Annotated in this window: 15 protein-coding genes; 13 read left to right on the plus strand and 2 right to left on the minus strand. The window is 70.4% G+C overall.

All coding sequences use genetic code 11. From position 1 onward, the window contains the following. Window positions 1-128: 128 nt before the first annotated feature. The 5 genes from test1122_RS16405 to glmM all read left to right on the plus strand — a co-directional run bounded on the left by test1122_RS16405 (window position 129) and on the right by glmM (window position 3,411). Window positions 129-389 (plus strand): hypothetical protein, encoded by a 261-nt coding sequence (locus test1122_RS16405; RefSeq protein WP_232269910.1) that lies wholly within the window; start codon window positions 129-131, stop codon window positions 387-389. After that, the gene (locus tag test1122_RS16410; RefSeq protein WP_232269911.1) at window positions 386-679 is read left to right on the plus strand and encodes a hypothetical protein; all 294 of its coding nucleotides are present in this window, start codon (window positions 386-388) and stop codon (window positions 677-679) included. The genes test1122_RS16405 and test1122_RS16410 overlap by 4 nt, the downstream gene beginning before the upstream one ends. Window positions 680-937: 258 nt before the next feature. Continuing rightward, window positions 938-1,381 carry a 50S ribosomal protein L13 gene (rplM, locus tag test1122_RS16415; RefSeq protein ID WP_232269912.1) on the plus strand — a complete coding sequence of 148 codons (444 nt, stop codon included), beginning with the start codon at window positions 938-940 and terminating at the stop codon, window positions 1,379-1,381. A gap of 40 nt (window positions 1,382-1,421) precedes the next feature. Beyond that, window positions 1,422-1,931, plus strand: coding sequence for a 30S ribosomal protein S9 (gene rpsI, locus test1122_RS16420; RefSeq protein WP_232269913.1), 510 nt, complete (start codon window positions 1,422-1,424; stop codon window positions 1,929-1,931). Window positions 1,932-2,052: 121 nt separating this feature from the next. Continuing rightward, window positions 2,053-3,411 carry a phosphoglucosamine mutase gene (gene glmM / locus test1122_RS16425; protein WP_232269914.1) on the plus strand — a complete coding sequence of 453 codons (1,359 nt, stop codon included), beginning with the start codon at window positions 2,053-2,055 and terminating at the stop codon, window positions 3,409-3,411. A gap of 166 nt (window positions 3,412-3,577) precedes the next feature. On the opposite strand, the gene coaA is transcribed toward glmM, so the two are convergent. Beyond that, a complete protein-coding gene (coaA, locus tag test1122_RS16430) occupies window positions 3,578-4,555 on the minus strand; it encodes a type I pantothenate kinase (protein ID WP_422396993.1) in 978 nt (325 codons plus the stop codon). Window positions 4,556-4,648: 93 nt separating this feature from the next. Here coaA and test1122_RS16435 point away from each other — a divergent pair, with 93 nt between their 5' ends. The 8 genes from test1122_RS16435 to test1122_RS16470 all read left to right on the plus strand — a co-directional run bounded on the left by test1122_RS16435 (window position 4,649) and on the right by test1122_RS16470 (window position 12,680). Further along, window positions 4,649-4,822: a hypothetical protein gene (locus test1122_RS16435; RefSeq protein WP_232269916.1), complete on the plus strand. Its 174-nt coding sequence runs from the start codon at window positions 4,649-4,651 to the stop codon at window positions 4,820-4,822. A gap of 9 nt (window positions 4,823-4,831) precedes the next feature. Continuing rightward, window positions 4,832-6,679 carry a glutamine--fructose-6-phosphate transaminase (isomerizing) gene (gene glmS / locus test1122_RS16440; protein ID WP_232269917.1) on the plus strand — a complete coding sequence of 616 codons (1,848 nt, stop codon included), beginning with the start codon at window positions 4,832-4,834 and terminating at the stop codon, window positions 6,677-6,679. Further along, window positions 6,676-7,044 carry a holo-ACP synthase gene (locus test1122_RS16445; protein ID WP_232269918.1) on the plus strand — a complete coding sequence of 123 codons (369 nt, stop codon included), beginning with the start codon at window positions 6,676-6,678 and terminating at the stop codon, window positions 7,042-7,044. Before glmS ends, test1122_RS16445 begins: the two co-directional genes overlap by 4 nt. A gap of 493 nt (window positions 7,045-7,537) precedes the next feature. After that, window positions 7,538-8,971 (plus strand): NAD(P)H-hydrate dehydratase, encoded by a 1,434-nt coding sequence (locus test1122_RS16450; RefSeq protein WP_232269919.1) that lies wholly within the window; start codon window positions 7,538-7,540, stop codon window positions 8,969-8,971. A 331-nt stretch (window positions 8,972-9,302) separates the two neighbouring features. Continuing rightward, window positions 9,303-10,466 carry an alanine racemase gene (gene alr / locus test1122_RS16455; RefSeq protein WP_232269920.1) on the plus strand — a complete coding sequence of 388 codons (1,164 nt, stop codon included), beginning with the start codon at window positions 9,303-9,305 and terminating at the stop codon, window positions 10,464-10,466. Then, window positions 10,463-11,602 (plus strand): alpha/beta fold hydrolase, encoded by a 1,140-nt coding sequence (locus test1122_RS16460; protein WP_232269921.1) that lies wholly within the window; start codon window positions 10,463-10,465, stop codon window positions 11,600-11,602. The genes alr and test1122_RS16460 overlap by 4 nt, the downstream gene beginning before the upstream one ends. Before the next feature lie 316 nt (window positions 11,603-11,918). After that, complete coding sequence (tsaE, locus tag test1122_RS16465; protein ID WP_232269922.1) at window positions 11,919-12,416, plus strand: tRNA (adenosine(37)-N6)-threonylcarbamoyltransferase complex ATPase subunit type 1 TsaE; 498 nt, start codon at window positions 11,919-11,921, stop codon at window positions 12,414-12,416. Window positions 12,417-12,524: 108 nt separating this feature from the next. Next, window positions 12,525-12,680 (plus strand): hypothetical protein, encoded by a 156-nt coding sequence (locus test1122_RS16470; RefSeq protein WP_232269923.1) that lies wholly within the window; start codon window positions 12,525-12,527, stop codon window positions 12,678-12,680. A 10-nt stretch (window positions 12,681-12,690) separates the two neighbouring features. Here the strand turns inward: test1122_RS16470 and test1122_RS16475 are convergent, their stop codons facing one another. Next, window positions 12,691-13,269, minus strand: a complete 579-nt coding sequence (locus test1122_RS16475; RefSeq protein ID WP_232269924.1) for a hypothetical protein — start codon at window positions 13,267-13,269, stop codon at window positions 12,691-12,693. Window positions 13,270-13,310 lie beyond the last annotated feature (41 nt).

Raw genomic sequence — 13,310 nt, forward strand, 5'->3', positions numbered from 1 at the left:
CACCTCATGGAAGCGTCATGCCGCGTTTATCTGACACGTGACGCTCTATATAGCAGTATGGTCTCGCGAGACCCCGGCGAGGTTGTGGGACCTCCCGGGGCATGGCCGATCTTTGAAGGAGACCAACAATGCAGAACACTATCCACTGGGCCCGTGAATGGGTGAGGACGGTCCTGGCCGCCCTGGCGACGACTACCGGCAGGCGGCGTGCCCAGTGCGCCGACCTGCCCGCCGTGGCCGTGGCGCTGCCCGGACCGCCTCCCCTGGTGTCCCTTGCGCCGCTGCCGCGCCATCGGTCGCCGTACGGGGTGCACGGGCTGCTGGATGGCGAGGACACCGTCCTCGTGCGGCCCTACGTTGCCGCGTATGAACACCGTGCCGCCTCATGAGCACCGGCCGACCCTGCGCCCGCTGCCAGCAGCTCACCGACCGGCCGGTGAGGGTGCGGGAGATCCACTCCGCCACTGGGCCCGGCTACAACCTGTGGGCCTGCCCAGGCTGTGCGCCGCACTATCCACCGGGGCCTGACGCGCTGGTCGATGTCCGGTGGAAGGAGTATCTGGACCACGTCGCGCTGTGCCGCCGCTGCCTCGGCAACGGTGACCACTGCCCGCGCGCGGTCGCCCGGCATGCGGCCTGGAAGGCCGCCCGCGTCGCGACGAGGGAAGGGAGCCGGTAGCGCCGGGGCGGCCCCGGGGTGCTCCCCCGACGGGGCAGCCCGGGGCCGCTTTGACCTGGGTGGGGGCGGGCCGGTATTCTGCCAGTTCGTTATGTGTATTGGCTTGCTCATTCTCACGTGAGGGGCCCTTACACCGGCCCACCGGCCGATGACCAGCGATCAGCACTCGGTTTGCGTCACCGACGTGTGGTCAAGGCTGTCGTATCTGCCTGGTGGCCTTGTCAGGACCAACTCACTGAAGAAGCGAAGGCTACGACCGTGCGTACGTACAGCCCCAAGCCCGGCGACGTCCAGCGCCAGTGGCACATCATCGACGCCGAGGACGTCGTCCTCGGGCGTCTGGCCACTCAGGCCGCCACCCTTCTCCGGGGCAAGCACAAGCCGGTGTACGCGCCGCACGTTGACGCTGGTGACTTCGTCATCATCATCAACGCTGACAAGGTGCACCTCTCCGGAAACAAGCGGACCCAGAAGCTGGCCTACCGCCACTCCGGGTACCCGGGTGGTCTGCGGTCCGTCCGCTACGACGAGCTCCTGGAGAAGAACCCGGAGAAAGCCGTTGAGAAGGCGATCAAGGGCATGCTCCCCAAGAACACCCTGGGCCGTCAGATGCTCTCGAAGCTGAAGGTCTACGCGGGCTCCGAGCACCCGCACGCTGCCCAGCAGCCGGTCCCGTTCGAGATCACCCAGGTCGCGCAGTAAGTCCGGCCACCACTGAGACGAAGAGAAGCTGAGGAGAACCGTGGCCGAGACCACCGCTGAGACCCCCGCCATCGACGAGGCCGTCGAGGAGTACACCACCGAGACCCCCGAGGGCGCGGAGGAGTACACCACCGAGTCGCTCGCGTCCCGTTTCGGCGAGCCGCAGCCGGCCGCCGGCACCGGCCGCCGTAAGAACGCCGTGGCCCGTGTCCGCATTGTGCCGGGCAGTGGCCAGTGGAAGATCAATGGTCGCTCCCTTGAGGGTTACTTCCCCAACAAGGTGCACCAGCAGGAAGTCAACGAGCCTTTCAAGGTACTTGAGCTGGATGACCGTTACGACGTTATCGCCCGTATCTCGGGCGGCGGCATCTCCGGTCAGGCCGGTGCGCTGCGCCTGGGCGTTGCCCGTGCGCTCAACGAGGCGGACGTGGACAACAACCGCGGCCCGCTGAAGAAGGCCGGCTTCCTGACCCGCGACGCTCGCGCCGTCGAGCGTAAGAAGGCCGGTCTGAAGAAGGCGCGTAAGGGTACGCAGTACAGCAAGCGCTAATCGCTGGCACTGCTCCAAACGAAAGCCCCGATGGCACGCTCAGTGTCATCGGGGCGTTCGCTTTATATCGTCTTATTCCCATGCCTGAATAGGCTCACAGGCTCGACTTCGGAGGACACCAGTGGGACGACTCTTCGGTACGGACGGCGTGCGCGGCGTCGCCAACGCTGATTTGACAGCCGAGATGGCGCTCGGTCTGTCAGTCGCGGCGGCGCATGTGCTGGCCGAGGCGGGTACGTTCGAGGGCCACCGCCCAGTGGCGGTCGTCGGACGGGATCCGCGCGCGTCCGGAGAGTTTCTCGAGGCCGCCGTGGTGGCCGGGCTGGCGAGCGCCGGTGTCGATGTGCTGCGGGTGGGCGTACTGCCCACACCCGCCGTCGCGTATCTCACCGGGTCGCTCGGCGCCGACCTCGGAGTGATGCTCTCCGCGAGCCACAACCCGATGCCGGACAACGGCATCAAGTTCTTCGTGCGGGGCGGCCACAAGCTCGCCGATGAACTGGAGGACCGGATCGAGACCCGCTACCGGGAGCATGCCTCCGGCGAGGCCTGGAACCGTCCGACGGGCGCGGGCGTCGGACGCGTGAAGACGTACGACGAGGGCTTCGACAACTATGTCGAGCACCTCACCAGCATCCTGCCGAACCGGCTCGACGGTCTCAAGGTCGTCATCGACGGCGCCCATGGCGCTGCCGCCCGGGTCTCCCCGGAGGCCTTCGCCCGAGCGGGCGCCGAGGTGGTGACGATCGGCGCCGCTCCGGATGGCCTGAACATCAACGACGACTGCGGCTCCACGCATCTGGCGGGGCTGCGCGCCGCCGTCGTGGAGCATGGCGCGGATCTCGGTATCGCGCACGACGGCGACGCCGACCGCTGTCTTGCCGTGGACGCGGCAGGAGAAGAGGTCGACGGGGACCAGATCCTGGCGGTGCTGGCCCTGGGGATGAAGGAGGCCGGGGAGCTGCGGCAGAACACCGTGGTGGCCACCGTGATGTCCAACCTCGGCTTCAAACTCGCCATGCGGCGCGAGGGCATCGAGCTGCTGCAGACCGCGGTCGGCGACCGCTATGTCCTTGAGGAGATGAAGCGCGGCGGCCACTCGCTGGGCGGTGAGCAGTCCGGTCATGTCATCGTGCTGGACCATGCGACGACCGGGGACGGCACGCTGACCGGGCTGCTGCTGGCCGCGCGGGTCGCCGCCACCCGTAAGCCGCTCGCTGACCTGGCCTCGGTGATGGAGCGGCTGCCGCAGGTGCTGATCAACGTCCCGGATGTGGACAAGTCCCGGGTGGCGACCTCCGCCGACCTCGCGACGGCGGTGGCTGACGCGGAGCGGGAGCTGGGGGAGACCGGCCGGGTGCTGCTGCGGCCGTCGGGTACGGAGCCGCTCGTACGGGTGATGGTTGAGGCTGCGGATATTGAGCAGGCGCGGGCGGTGGCTGAGCAGTTGGCTGACGCGGTGAAGAGCGCGCTGGGGTGACGCCGGGGGGTTCCCCGTATCCCACCCCTTCCCGGAACCGGGGCTTGCGCCCCGGGCCCCGGGGTTGGGCGGGTGCGGGGCGGTGGCCGTGTGTTGTGCCCACCCGTGCCGCCCCTCGGGCGGCCCGAGTGCCCACAACACACGGCGGCGCGAGTGCCCACAACTATTACAGCTTGCGTAGGGAGAGGCGTTGGACTTTGTGGTCGGGGCCCTTGCGCAGGACCAGGTTCGCGCGGCTTCGGGTTGTGGTGATGTTTTCCCGGAGATTGGGCTGATTGATGGTGCGCCAGGTGTTCCGGGCGTAGTCCAGCGCCTCTTCCTCCGAGACCTGGGTGTACTTCCGGAAGTATGAGAAAGGGTTCTGAAAAGCCGTCTCCCGCAGTTTGCGGAAGCGGTGCAGATACCAGCGTTCGATGTCCTCCATCCGGGCGTCGACATAGACGGAGAAATCGAAACAGTCGGCGACGCCCATCCGCGTACGCCCGTCCTTGCCCGGCTGCGCGGGCTGAAGCACATTCAGCCCTTCGACGATCAGAATGTCCGGCCGGTGCACCGTCAGCCGCTCGCCCGGCACGATGTCGTAGATGAGATGTGAGTAGACGGGCGCGGTGACCTCCTCCTTGCCCGCCTTGACGTCCGCCACAAAACGGGTCAGCGCCCGTCGGTCGTAGGACTCCGGGAAGCCTTTCCGGGACATCAGCCCGCGCCGGTGCAGCTCCGCGTTGGGGAGCAGGAAGCCATCCGTCGTCACCAGCTCCACCCGTGGGTGCTCCGGCCAGCGTGCCAGCAGTGCCTGCAGCAGCCGGGCCACCGTGGACTTGCCGACCGCGACGCTGCCCGCGACTCCGATGATGAACGGCGTGCCGGGCTGTGCGCCCTCGCCGAGGAACGTATTGAGCGCGCCGCGCAGCCCGTGCGTCGCCCCGACATAGAGATTGAGCAGCCGGGACAGCGGCAGATAGATGTCCCGCACCTCATCCAGGTCTATGACATCACCAAGCCCGCGCAGCCGCTCCACCTCCCCGGCGGTCAGCGGCAGCGGCGTCCGTTCCCGCAGCTCACTCCACTCGGCTCGGCTGAGGTCGACATACGGGGTCGCGGCAGCTATGCGGGGCACGCGCCCATTGTGCGGGTGCCCGCGCACCGGCTCACGCCCGGGTGGTCCTCGCGCGCCCCTGTACCTACCCGGCGGTTACCGCTAGCTTCCCCTCACCACTTCGCTGCCCCAGGGGGCCGTATGTCTTCCCAGCTCGACAGACTCATCGAGGACCTGCCCGACGAGGACATCGCCGCCGACCCGCAGGAAGCGCTCGACCTGTATGTGATGGGCAGCAAGCCGCGCTGCGAGGAGGCCGAGTATCTGGCCCTGCTCAACGATGCCGTGGACCGGATCGGCTGGGAGGCGTCGTAGGCTGCCCGCATGTGCGGGATCGTCGGATACGTAGGAGGGCAGTCCGCCCTCGATGTGGTCATCGCCGGGCTGCGGCGGCTGGAGTACCGGGGCTATGACTCGGCCGGAGTGGCGGTGCTCGCCGATGGCGGGCTGGCCGCGGCGAAGAAAGCGGGCAAGCTGTGCAATCTGAGCAAACTGCTCGATGAACGCCCACTGCCCGCCGGTACCAACGGTATCGGGCACACCCGCTGGGCCACCCATGGCGGGCCCACCGACGCCAACGCCCACCCCCATCTCGACAACGCGGGCCGGGTCGCGGTCGTGCACAACGGCATTATCGAGAACTTCGCCACGCTACGTACCGAGTTGACCGACCGTGGCCATGAACTGGCCTCCGAGACCGACACCGAGGTCGTCGCCCATCTCCTCGCCGAGTCCTTCTCCTCCTGCGGTGATCTCGCGGAGGCCATGCGCCAGGTGTGCCGCCAGCTGGAGGGTGCCTTCACGCTGGTGGCCGTGCACGCCGATGAGCCCGATACGGTCGTCGGGGCCCGGCGTAACTCGCCGCTGGTGGTCGGGGTCGGGGACGGGGAGTCCTTCCTCGCCTCGGATGTCGCCGCGTTCATCGAGTACACCCGGGAAGCGATTGAGCTCGGCCAGGACCAGGTTGTCGAGCTGACCCGGGACGGTGTGACGGTCACCGACTTCGACGGTGCACCGGCCGATGTCCGCCGCTACCACGTGGACTGGGACGCCTCGGCCGCCGAGAAGGGCGGCTACGACTACTTCATGCTCAAGGAGATCGCCGAGCAGCCGAAGGCGGTCGCCGACACACTGCTCGGCCGGATCGACGAGTCGGGCGCGATGCGGCTCGATGAGATCCGTATCCCTGACTCGGTGCTGCGCGAGGTCAGCAAGGTCGTAGTAGTGGCCTGCGGCACGGCCTTCCACGCCGGGATGATCGCCAAGTACGCGATTGAGCACTGGACCCGGATCCCGTGTGAGACGGAGCTGGCGAGTGAGTTCCGCTACCGGGACCCGATTCTGGATCCGCGGACACTGGTGATCGCCATCTCGCAGTCCGGCGAGACGATGGACACCCTGATGGCGGTACGGCACGCGCGCGAGCAGGGTGCGAAGGTGCTGGCGATCTGCAATACGAACGGCTCGACGATCCCGCGTGAGTCGGATGCGGTGCTCTATACGCACGCCGGGCCGGAGGTCGCCGTCGCCTCGACGAAGGCCTTCTTGACGCAGCTGGTGGCCTGCTATCTGGTCGCGCTCTATCTGGGTCAGGTGCGCGGCACTCAGTGGGGCGACGAGATCAACTCGGTGATCCGTGAGTTGGCGGAGATCGGCACCGGGGTCGATGAGGTGCTGGGCACGATGGAGCCGGTACGGGAGCTGGCGCGCACCCTCGCCGCCAAGAACACGGTGCTGTTCCTCGGCCGCCATGTCGGCTATCCGGTCGCGCTCGAGGGCGCCTTGAAGCTCAAGGAGCTCGCCTATATGCATGCGGAGGGTTTCGCGGCGGGTGAGCTGAAGCACGGGCCGATCGCACTGATCGAGGACGATGTGCCGGTCGTCGTGATCGTCCCCTCGCCGCGTGGCCGCTCGGTCCTGCACGACAAGATCGTCTCCAATATCCAGGAGATCCGGGCCCGTGGCGCCCGGACGATCGTCATCGCCGAGGACGGCGACGAGGCGGTTGTGCCGTACGCCGACCATCTGATCCGGATCCCGGTCACCCCCACCCTGCTGCAGCCGCTGGTGGCCACCGTCCCGCTGCAGGTCTTCGCCTGCGAGCTGGCGACGGCCCGGGGCAACGAGGTTGACCAGCCGCGCAACCTCGCCAAGTCGGTGACCGTCGAATGATCATCGGTGTCGGTATCGACGTCGCCGAGATCGATCGTTTCGCGCAGTCCATGGAACGTACGCCGGGCATGGCGGCCCGGCTCTTCCTGGACGCGGAGCTCTTCTTGCCGAGCGGCGACCGACGCGGCATCGCCTCCCTCGCCGCGCGCTTCGCGGCGAAGGAGGCCCTGGCGAAGTCGCTGGGGGCCCCGGGCGGGCTGCACTGGACGGACGCGGAGGTCTTGACGGCCGATACGGGGCAGCCGTGGCTCGTCGTCCGGGGGACCGTGGCGGCGCGGGCGGCGCAGTTGGGGGTGCGGCGGTGGCATGTTTCGCTCTCGCACGATGCGGGGGTTGCTTCGGCGGTGGTGATCGCTGAGGGGTAGCGGGGGTTCCCCCGCGGCGCCCCCGTGCTGGGGGTGGGCACCCCAATCCCCGCCCCTTCCCGGCTGTGCCGGTATGCGGCTCCGCCGCGTGGTGGGGCTTGCGCCCGGTTGTGGGGGTGCCGTGGGTGGGTTTCCCCGTATCCCGCCCCTTCCCGTAACCGGGGCTCGCGCCCCGGGGCCCGGGGGTGGCCGGTGCGGGCCGGTGACCGGGTGTTGTGCCCACCCGTGCCGCCCCTCTGGGGGTCCCCCCGGACGAAGTCTGGGGGAGGCCCGACTGCCCACAACACTGGTGTGGGCCGAGTGCCCACAACGGCGTGAGGGGGTGGGGAGGGGTGGGTTGTTCCGGACGCTTGCCCGTGATTTGTGGGCCGACAGGGGCTTAACGGGTCGGCCCAACGCTACCGGGTGTCGGGCCGTAAATCATGGGTCCGGAACGTTCCACCCCGGACCGCCCCCGACCCACCCACCGGCCTCGTCCGTCAAACTGGGGCGCATGAGGAACGCGTACAGCGTCGAGACCGTACGGAGCGCCGAACGGGAGCTCATGGGCCGCCTCCCCGAGGGCACGCTGATGCGGCGGGCCGCGGCCGGGCTGGCCGCTGCGGCCGCCGATCTGCTGGGCCGCACCTACGGCACCCGGATCGCCCTCCTCGTCGGCAGCGGCGACAACGGCGGGGATGCCCTCTACGCGGGCGCCCGCCTCGCCCGCCGCGGCGCCGCCGTGACCGCCGTACTGCTCAGCCCGGACCGGGCCCACCGCGCCGGGCTCGCCGCCCTGCGGGCCACCGGCAGCCGGGCCGTCGCTGCGGACCGGAGTCACGGGGCCCTCCAGCGAGCCGACCTCGTCATCGACGGGATCACCGGCATCGGCGGCAAGGGCGGCCTGCGCCCCGAGGCCGCCGAGCTGGTACGGGCCGCACAGGCACCCATCCTCGCCGTCGACCTCCCCAGCGGCGTCGACGCCGATACCGGCGAAGTGCGAGGGGAGGCCGTCCGCGCGCTCGCCACCGTGACCTTCGGCGCGTACAAGCCCGGCCTGCTCATCGACCCCGCCCGCACCCATGCCGGAGCCCTGCGCCTGGTCGATATCGGGCTCGGCCCGTATCTGCCGGCAGAGCCCGGTATCGAGGCGCCGCAGCACACCGACGTGGCCCGCCTGCTGCCGTGCCCCAACCCCGACACCGACAAGTACCGCCGTGGCGTCATCGGCGTCGCCGCGGGCTCGGCCCAGTACCCGGGCGCGGCCGTACTCGCCGTCGCGGGGGCGCTGCGCGGCGGCGCCGGGGCCGTCCGCTATGCCGGCGCCGCCGCCGACCAGGTCATCGCGCGTTACCCGGAGACGCTGGTCTCCACGGGCTCCCCCGCCAAGGCGGGCCGGGTGCAGGCGTGGGCCATCGGCCCCGGTCTGGGTGCCACCGCTGAGTCGGAGCGGGCCGTGCAGGAGGTGCTGGCTGCCGACGTTCCCGTGCTCATTGACGCCGATGGGCTACGGCTCCTCGCCCCGGCGCAGGTCCGGGCCCGCACCGCGCCCACCCTGCTCACCCCGCACGCCGGGGAGGCCGCCGTGCTGCTCGGCACCTCCCGTTCCGAGGTGGAGTCGGGGCGCCTCACCGCCGTACGCGCCCTCGCCGAGCGGTACGCGGCGACCGTACTGCTCAAGGGCTCGACCACGCTTGTCGCGGACAGCGGGGGAGGGCCCGTACGGGCCAACCCCACCGGCACCTCTCAGCTGGCCACCGCTGGGAGCGGCGATGTGCTCACCGGGCTCATCGGCTCGCTGCTCGCCGCCGGGCTTGCGGCCCGGGACGCCGCGTTTGTCGGTGCGTATCTGCATGGGATCGCGGGGCGTATCGCGGATGAGCCGGTCGCCGCCTCCGATGTGGCGGCGGCGCTGACCGCCGCCTGGCAGGAGGTGCGTGGCGCTTAACGCGCGCGCCCGGGTGTGCCGTGGGTGGGTTCCCCGTATCCCGCCCCTTCCCGGAACCGGGGCTCGCGCCCCGGGGCCCCGGGGTTTTCCGGGTGCGGGCCGGTGGCCGGTGTTGTGCCCACCCTCCGCCCATGGCGGAGACTGCCCACAACGCCTCGGGGGTCTGGGGGCGTCAGCCCACAGTTTCGGGAAGGTGGGGGCACCTCCCAGCGGTAGCTGGGGGAGGGTTAGGGGAACCCACCACCGACGGACGGAGCCCGGCGCAGGCGGCCCGAAGCCGGGAGGCCCCCAGGAGGTGCGGGGGCGGCGAAAAAATTGGGACACTGGGCCCGTGACGACCGCACCGGAGCCCAAGCCGCTACGCGCCCGCGCCGAGATCAACCTCGACGCGTTGCGCGCCAATGTGCGCGCGCTGCGCGCCCACGCACCCAGCGCGGAACTGATGGCCGTAGTGAAGTCCAACGCTTACGGACACGGCGCGCTGCCCTGCGCGAGGGCTGCCCGGCAGGCCGGTGCGGGGTGGCTGGGCACCGCCACCCCGGAGGAGGCGCTGGCCCTGCGCGCGGCGGGGGACCGGGGCCGCATTCTGTGCTGGCTGTGGACCCCCGGTGGCCCCTGGGCGCAGGCCATCGACGCCGACATCGACGTATCCGCGAGCGCCCTGTGGGCCCTGAACGAGATTATCGCGGCGGCCCGCACCACCGGCCGTACCGCCCGGGTGCACCTCAAGGCGGACACCGGCCTTGGCCGCAATGGCTGCCAGCCCGCCGACTGGCCCGAGCTGCTGGCCGCTGCCCGTGCCGCCGAGGCAGAGGGCACCGTCAAGGTCACCGGCATCTGGTCGCACTTCGCCTGCGCCGATGAGCCCGGCCACCCCTCGATAGCCGCCCAGCTCACCTGCTACCGGGAGGCCCTGGCCAGCGCCGAGCGGGCCGGGCTGAAGCCAGAGGTGCGGCATATGGCGAACTCGCCCGCGACCCTTACCCTCCCCGAGGCGCACTTCGACCTGGTACGCCCAGGGGTGTCGGTCTACGGTCTGTCGCCCTCGCCCGAGGTAGGCGTACCGGAAGACTTCGGGCTGCGCCCGGTGATGAGGCTCAGCGCGGACCTGGCCAACGTCAAGCGGGTGTCCGGTGGACATGGCGTCTCCTACGGCCACACCTATACGACGCCCGGTGAGACGACCCTCGCCCTCATTCCGGTCGGTTACGCGGACGGTATTCCCCGGCACGCCTCCGGCACCGGACCGGTGCTGGTCGCGGGCAAGTGGCGGACCGTCGCGGGCCGGGTGGCGATGGACCAGTTCGTGGTGGATCTCGGTGGCGACTGGGCCGAGCCCGGGGATGAGGCGGTGCTCTTCGGCCCCGGCGACCAGGGTGAGCCGACCGCGGAGGACTGGGCGCACGCGGTGGGCACCATCGGCTACGAGATCGTTACCCGGATCAGCCACCGGGTGCCGCGGGTGTATGTGGGGGAGCGGGGGAGCAAGGAGTGACGGAGTCCGGCTGGGCGCGCCGTGCGGGTATCGCGGGGGCCGCGATAGGCGTGGTGGCGGCCGGCGTGGCCGTGGAACGGCTGACCGTGCACCGTGGCGTCCGCAGGAAGGCCCGGCTGGCGCTGGACGCCACGGGACCGTACGGCACCCTGCGTGGCACCCCGGGCACAGCGGTCGCCGACGACGGCACGGAGCTGTACTACGAGATCGACGAACCGCAGGAGCCGCCACCCGGCCGGAACTCCAAGTTCAGGCTCTTCCGCCGCCCCGAGTCGCCGCTGACCGTGGTGTTCAGCCATGGCTACTGCCTGACCCAGGACTCCTGGCACTTCCAGCGCGCCGCCCTGCGCGAGCTGGGTACGGTCCGGGCCGTCTACTGGGATCAGCGCAGCCATGGCCGTTCCGAGCGTGGCCGGGCGCAGTCGGTGGGCTCGACAGGCGATGTCCCGGTGACCATCGAGCGGCTGGGCCGCGACCTCAAGGCCGTACTGGACACGGCCGCCCCGGCGGGGCCGGTGCTGCTGGTCGGTCACTCCATGGGCGGTATGACGATGATGGCGCTCGCCGCGCAGTACCCGGAGTGGGTGTCCGAGCGGGTAGTCGGCGCTGCCTTCGTCGGTACGTCGGCCGGGGGACTGGCCGAGGTCACCTATGGGCTGCCCGCCCGGGGCATCAAGGCGATCCGCCGGGTGGTGCCCGGCGTGCTGAAGGCACTGGCCTCGCAGACCGCGCTCGTGGAGCGCGGCCGGGCCGCCACCGCCGATCTGATGGCGGGTCTGATCAAGTACTACTCCTTCGGCGCGCCCCGGCAGGTTGATCCGGCCATCGGCCGGTTCGCCGAGCGGATGCTTGAGTCCACGCCGATCGATGTGGTCGCGGAGTTCTATCCGGCCTTTCACGGTCATGAGAAGACCGAGGCGCTGGCCGCCTTCGGTGGGTGCGCCGCGCTGGTTATCGCCGGTGACAGGGACCAGCTCACGCCGTATGGCCACAGCGAGGCCATTGCCGCTGTGCTGCCGGAGGCGAAGCTCGAAATTGTTCCGGAGACGGGGCATTTGCTGATGCTGGAGCGGCCGGGGGTGCTGAACGATCGCCTCCACGACCTGCTGACCCGAGCCACCACCCCCTCCGGGTGACCCCACCGGGGCTCCGCCCCCGGCGCCCCTACCTACGGTGCCCGGCTGCGGGGGTGCTGTGGGTGGGTTCCCCAATTCCCGCCCCTTCCCGTAACCGGGGCTTGCGCCCCGGGGCCCCGGGGTTGGGCGGGTGCGCGGGCCGGTGGCCGGTGTTGTGCCCACCCACAGCCCCTCGCGGGGCTGCGAGTGCCCACAACAGGGTGGGGGCGGAGCCCCCGGTTTCGGGAAGGGGTTGGGTTAGGGGATTCCCTCTTGGCGGTGGCGCTCAGTCGCTGCTGTGGGCCGGGAGGGGTCCCGGGGCCTTAGCATCGGAATCATGCAGACCCAGATTACGGTGAGTACGCCTGAGCAGATGCAGGAGCTGGGGCGCAGACTGGCCAAGCTGCTGCGCGCCGGAGACCTGGTGCTGCTCACCGGGGAGCTGGGCGCGGGCAAGACCACCCTGGCCCGGGGGCTGGGGGAGGGGCTGGGGGTGCGGGGCGCGGTGACCTCGCCGACCTTCGTGATCGCCCGGGTCCACCCCTCCCTCATCGACGGCCCCCCACTGGTGCACGTGGACGCCTACCGGCTGGGCGGCGGCCTGGACGAGATGGAGGACCTGGACCTCGATGTGTCGCTGCCCGAGTCGGTGGTGACCGTGGAGTGGGGCGAGGGGAAGGTCGAGGAGCTGTCCGAGGACCGGCTCCATGTGGTCATCGAGCGGGCGATGGGCGCAGGCCCGCGGCATGGGGATGAGCTGGCCGACGTACGGACCGTCACGGTCACCGGGGTAGGCGCCCGGTGGAGCGGTGCGGAGCTGTCCGCGCTCATCTGAATGCCGACATGCTGTCGGTAAAATGTTGCGTGGCGGGTCTACGCCGTGGTCCTATGGGGCCAGAGAGGCGGTTAGGTACGCCTAACTCGACGGCCTGAGGAGGGACCCATGCCGGACCAGGAGCCCGAGCAGCGCTCGTTCGGCGAGCTGCTGGCATCCTGCGCCGCCGCGGACGCCGTATCGCGGCCGCCCGAGCCGCCCTCCCTCCCGGCGCGGGGCGAGGGGTCCGCGGACCCCTCGGAAGAGGAGCCGGACGCGGCCTGAGGCCGAAGTCTCAGGGGACTACGACGACCTTGGTGTTGATCGTGGCGAACTGCCACAGCGCCTCGCCGTCCTCGCGGCTCTCCCGGATGCCACCGGTCTGCTTCGCCGGATCCAGCTTCGGCTTCTTGCCGTCCAGCGCCGCGCTGAAGCCGATGACCGTCTCACCGACCTGGGTGAACCGCACGACGTTCTCGACCGGCACCCCGTCCGATCCGGTGATGTGCGCGGAGCGTGAGGTCACCGTGTACGTGCCGGGCAGCGGGCTCACCGTGCTGGGCGTGACCTTGTACGTCCGGATCACCTTCGCCTTGCCGTTGACGTCGTCGACCAGCCACACCCGCTGCGCCGCCAGGGCGTAGACGACGCGCTGCCCGGTGCCCGAGCCGGCCGGGAGCGCGGTCGCTGACTTCGGGGGTTTGCCGGAAGCGCCCGGTGCGGGGGAGGAGGCGGGGGCGCTGGGCTTCTTCTTCGTCGTCGCCTCAGCGGCCCGGTCCTGAGCGGCCGACGCCTGGTAGGCCAGCACTCCGACCACGCCCAGTGCCACCGCGGTCAGTCCGGCCACGAATGCCCCAGCGCTGCTCCGTGCCACCGTGGGTCACCTCTCGTACTGCTGACGGTCGTATGAGCGAC

The sequence above is a fragment of the Streptomyces gobiensis genome (assembly GCF_021216675.1).
Lineage (GTDB): Bacteria > Actinomycetota > Actinomycetes > Streptomycetales > Streptomycetaceae > Streptomyces > Streptomyces gobiensis.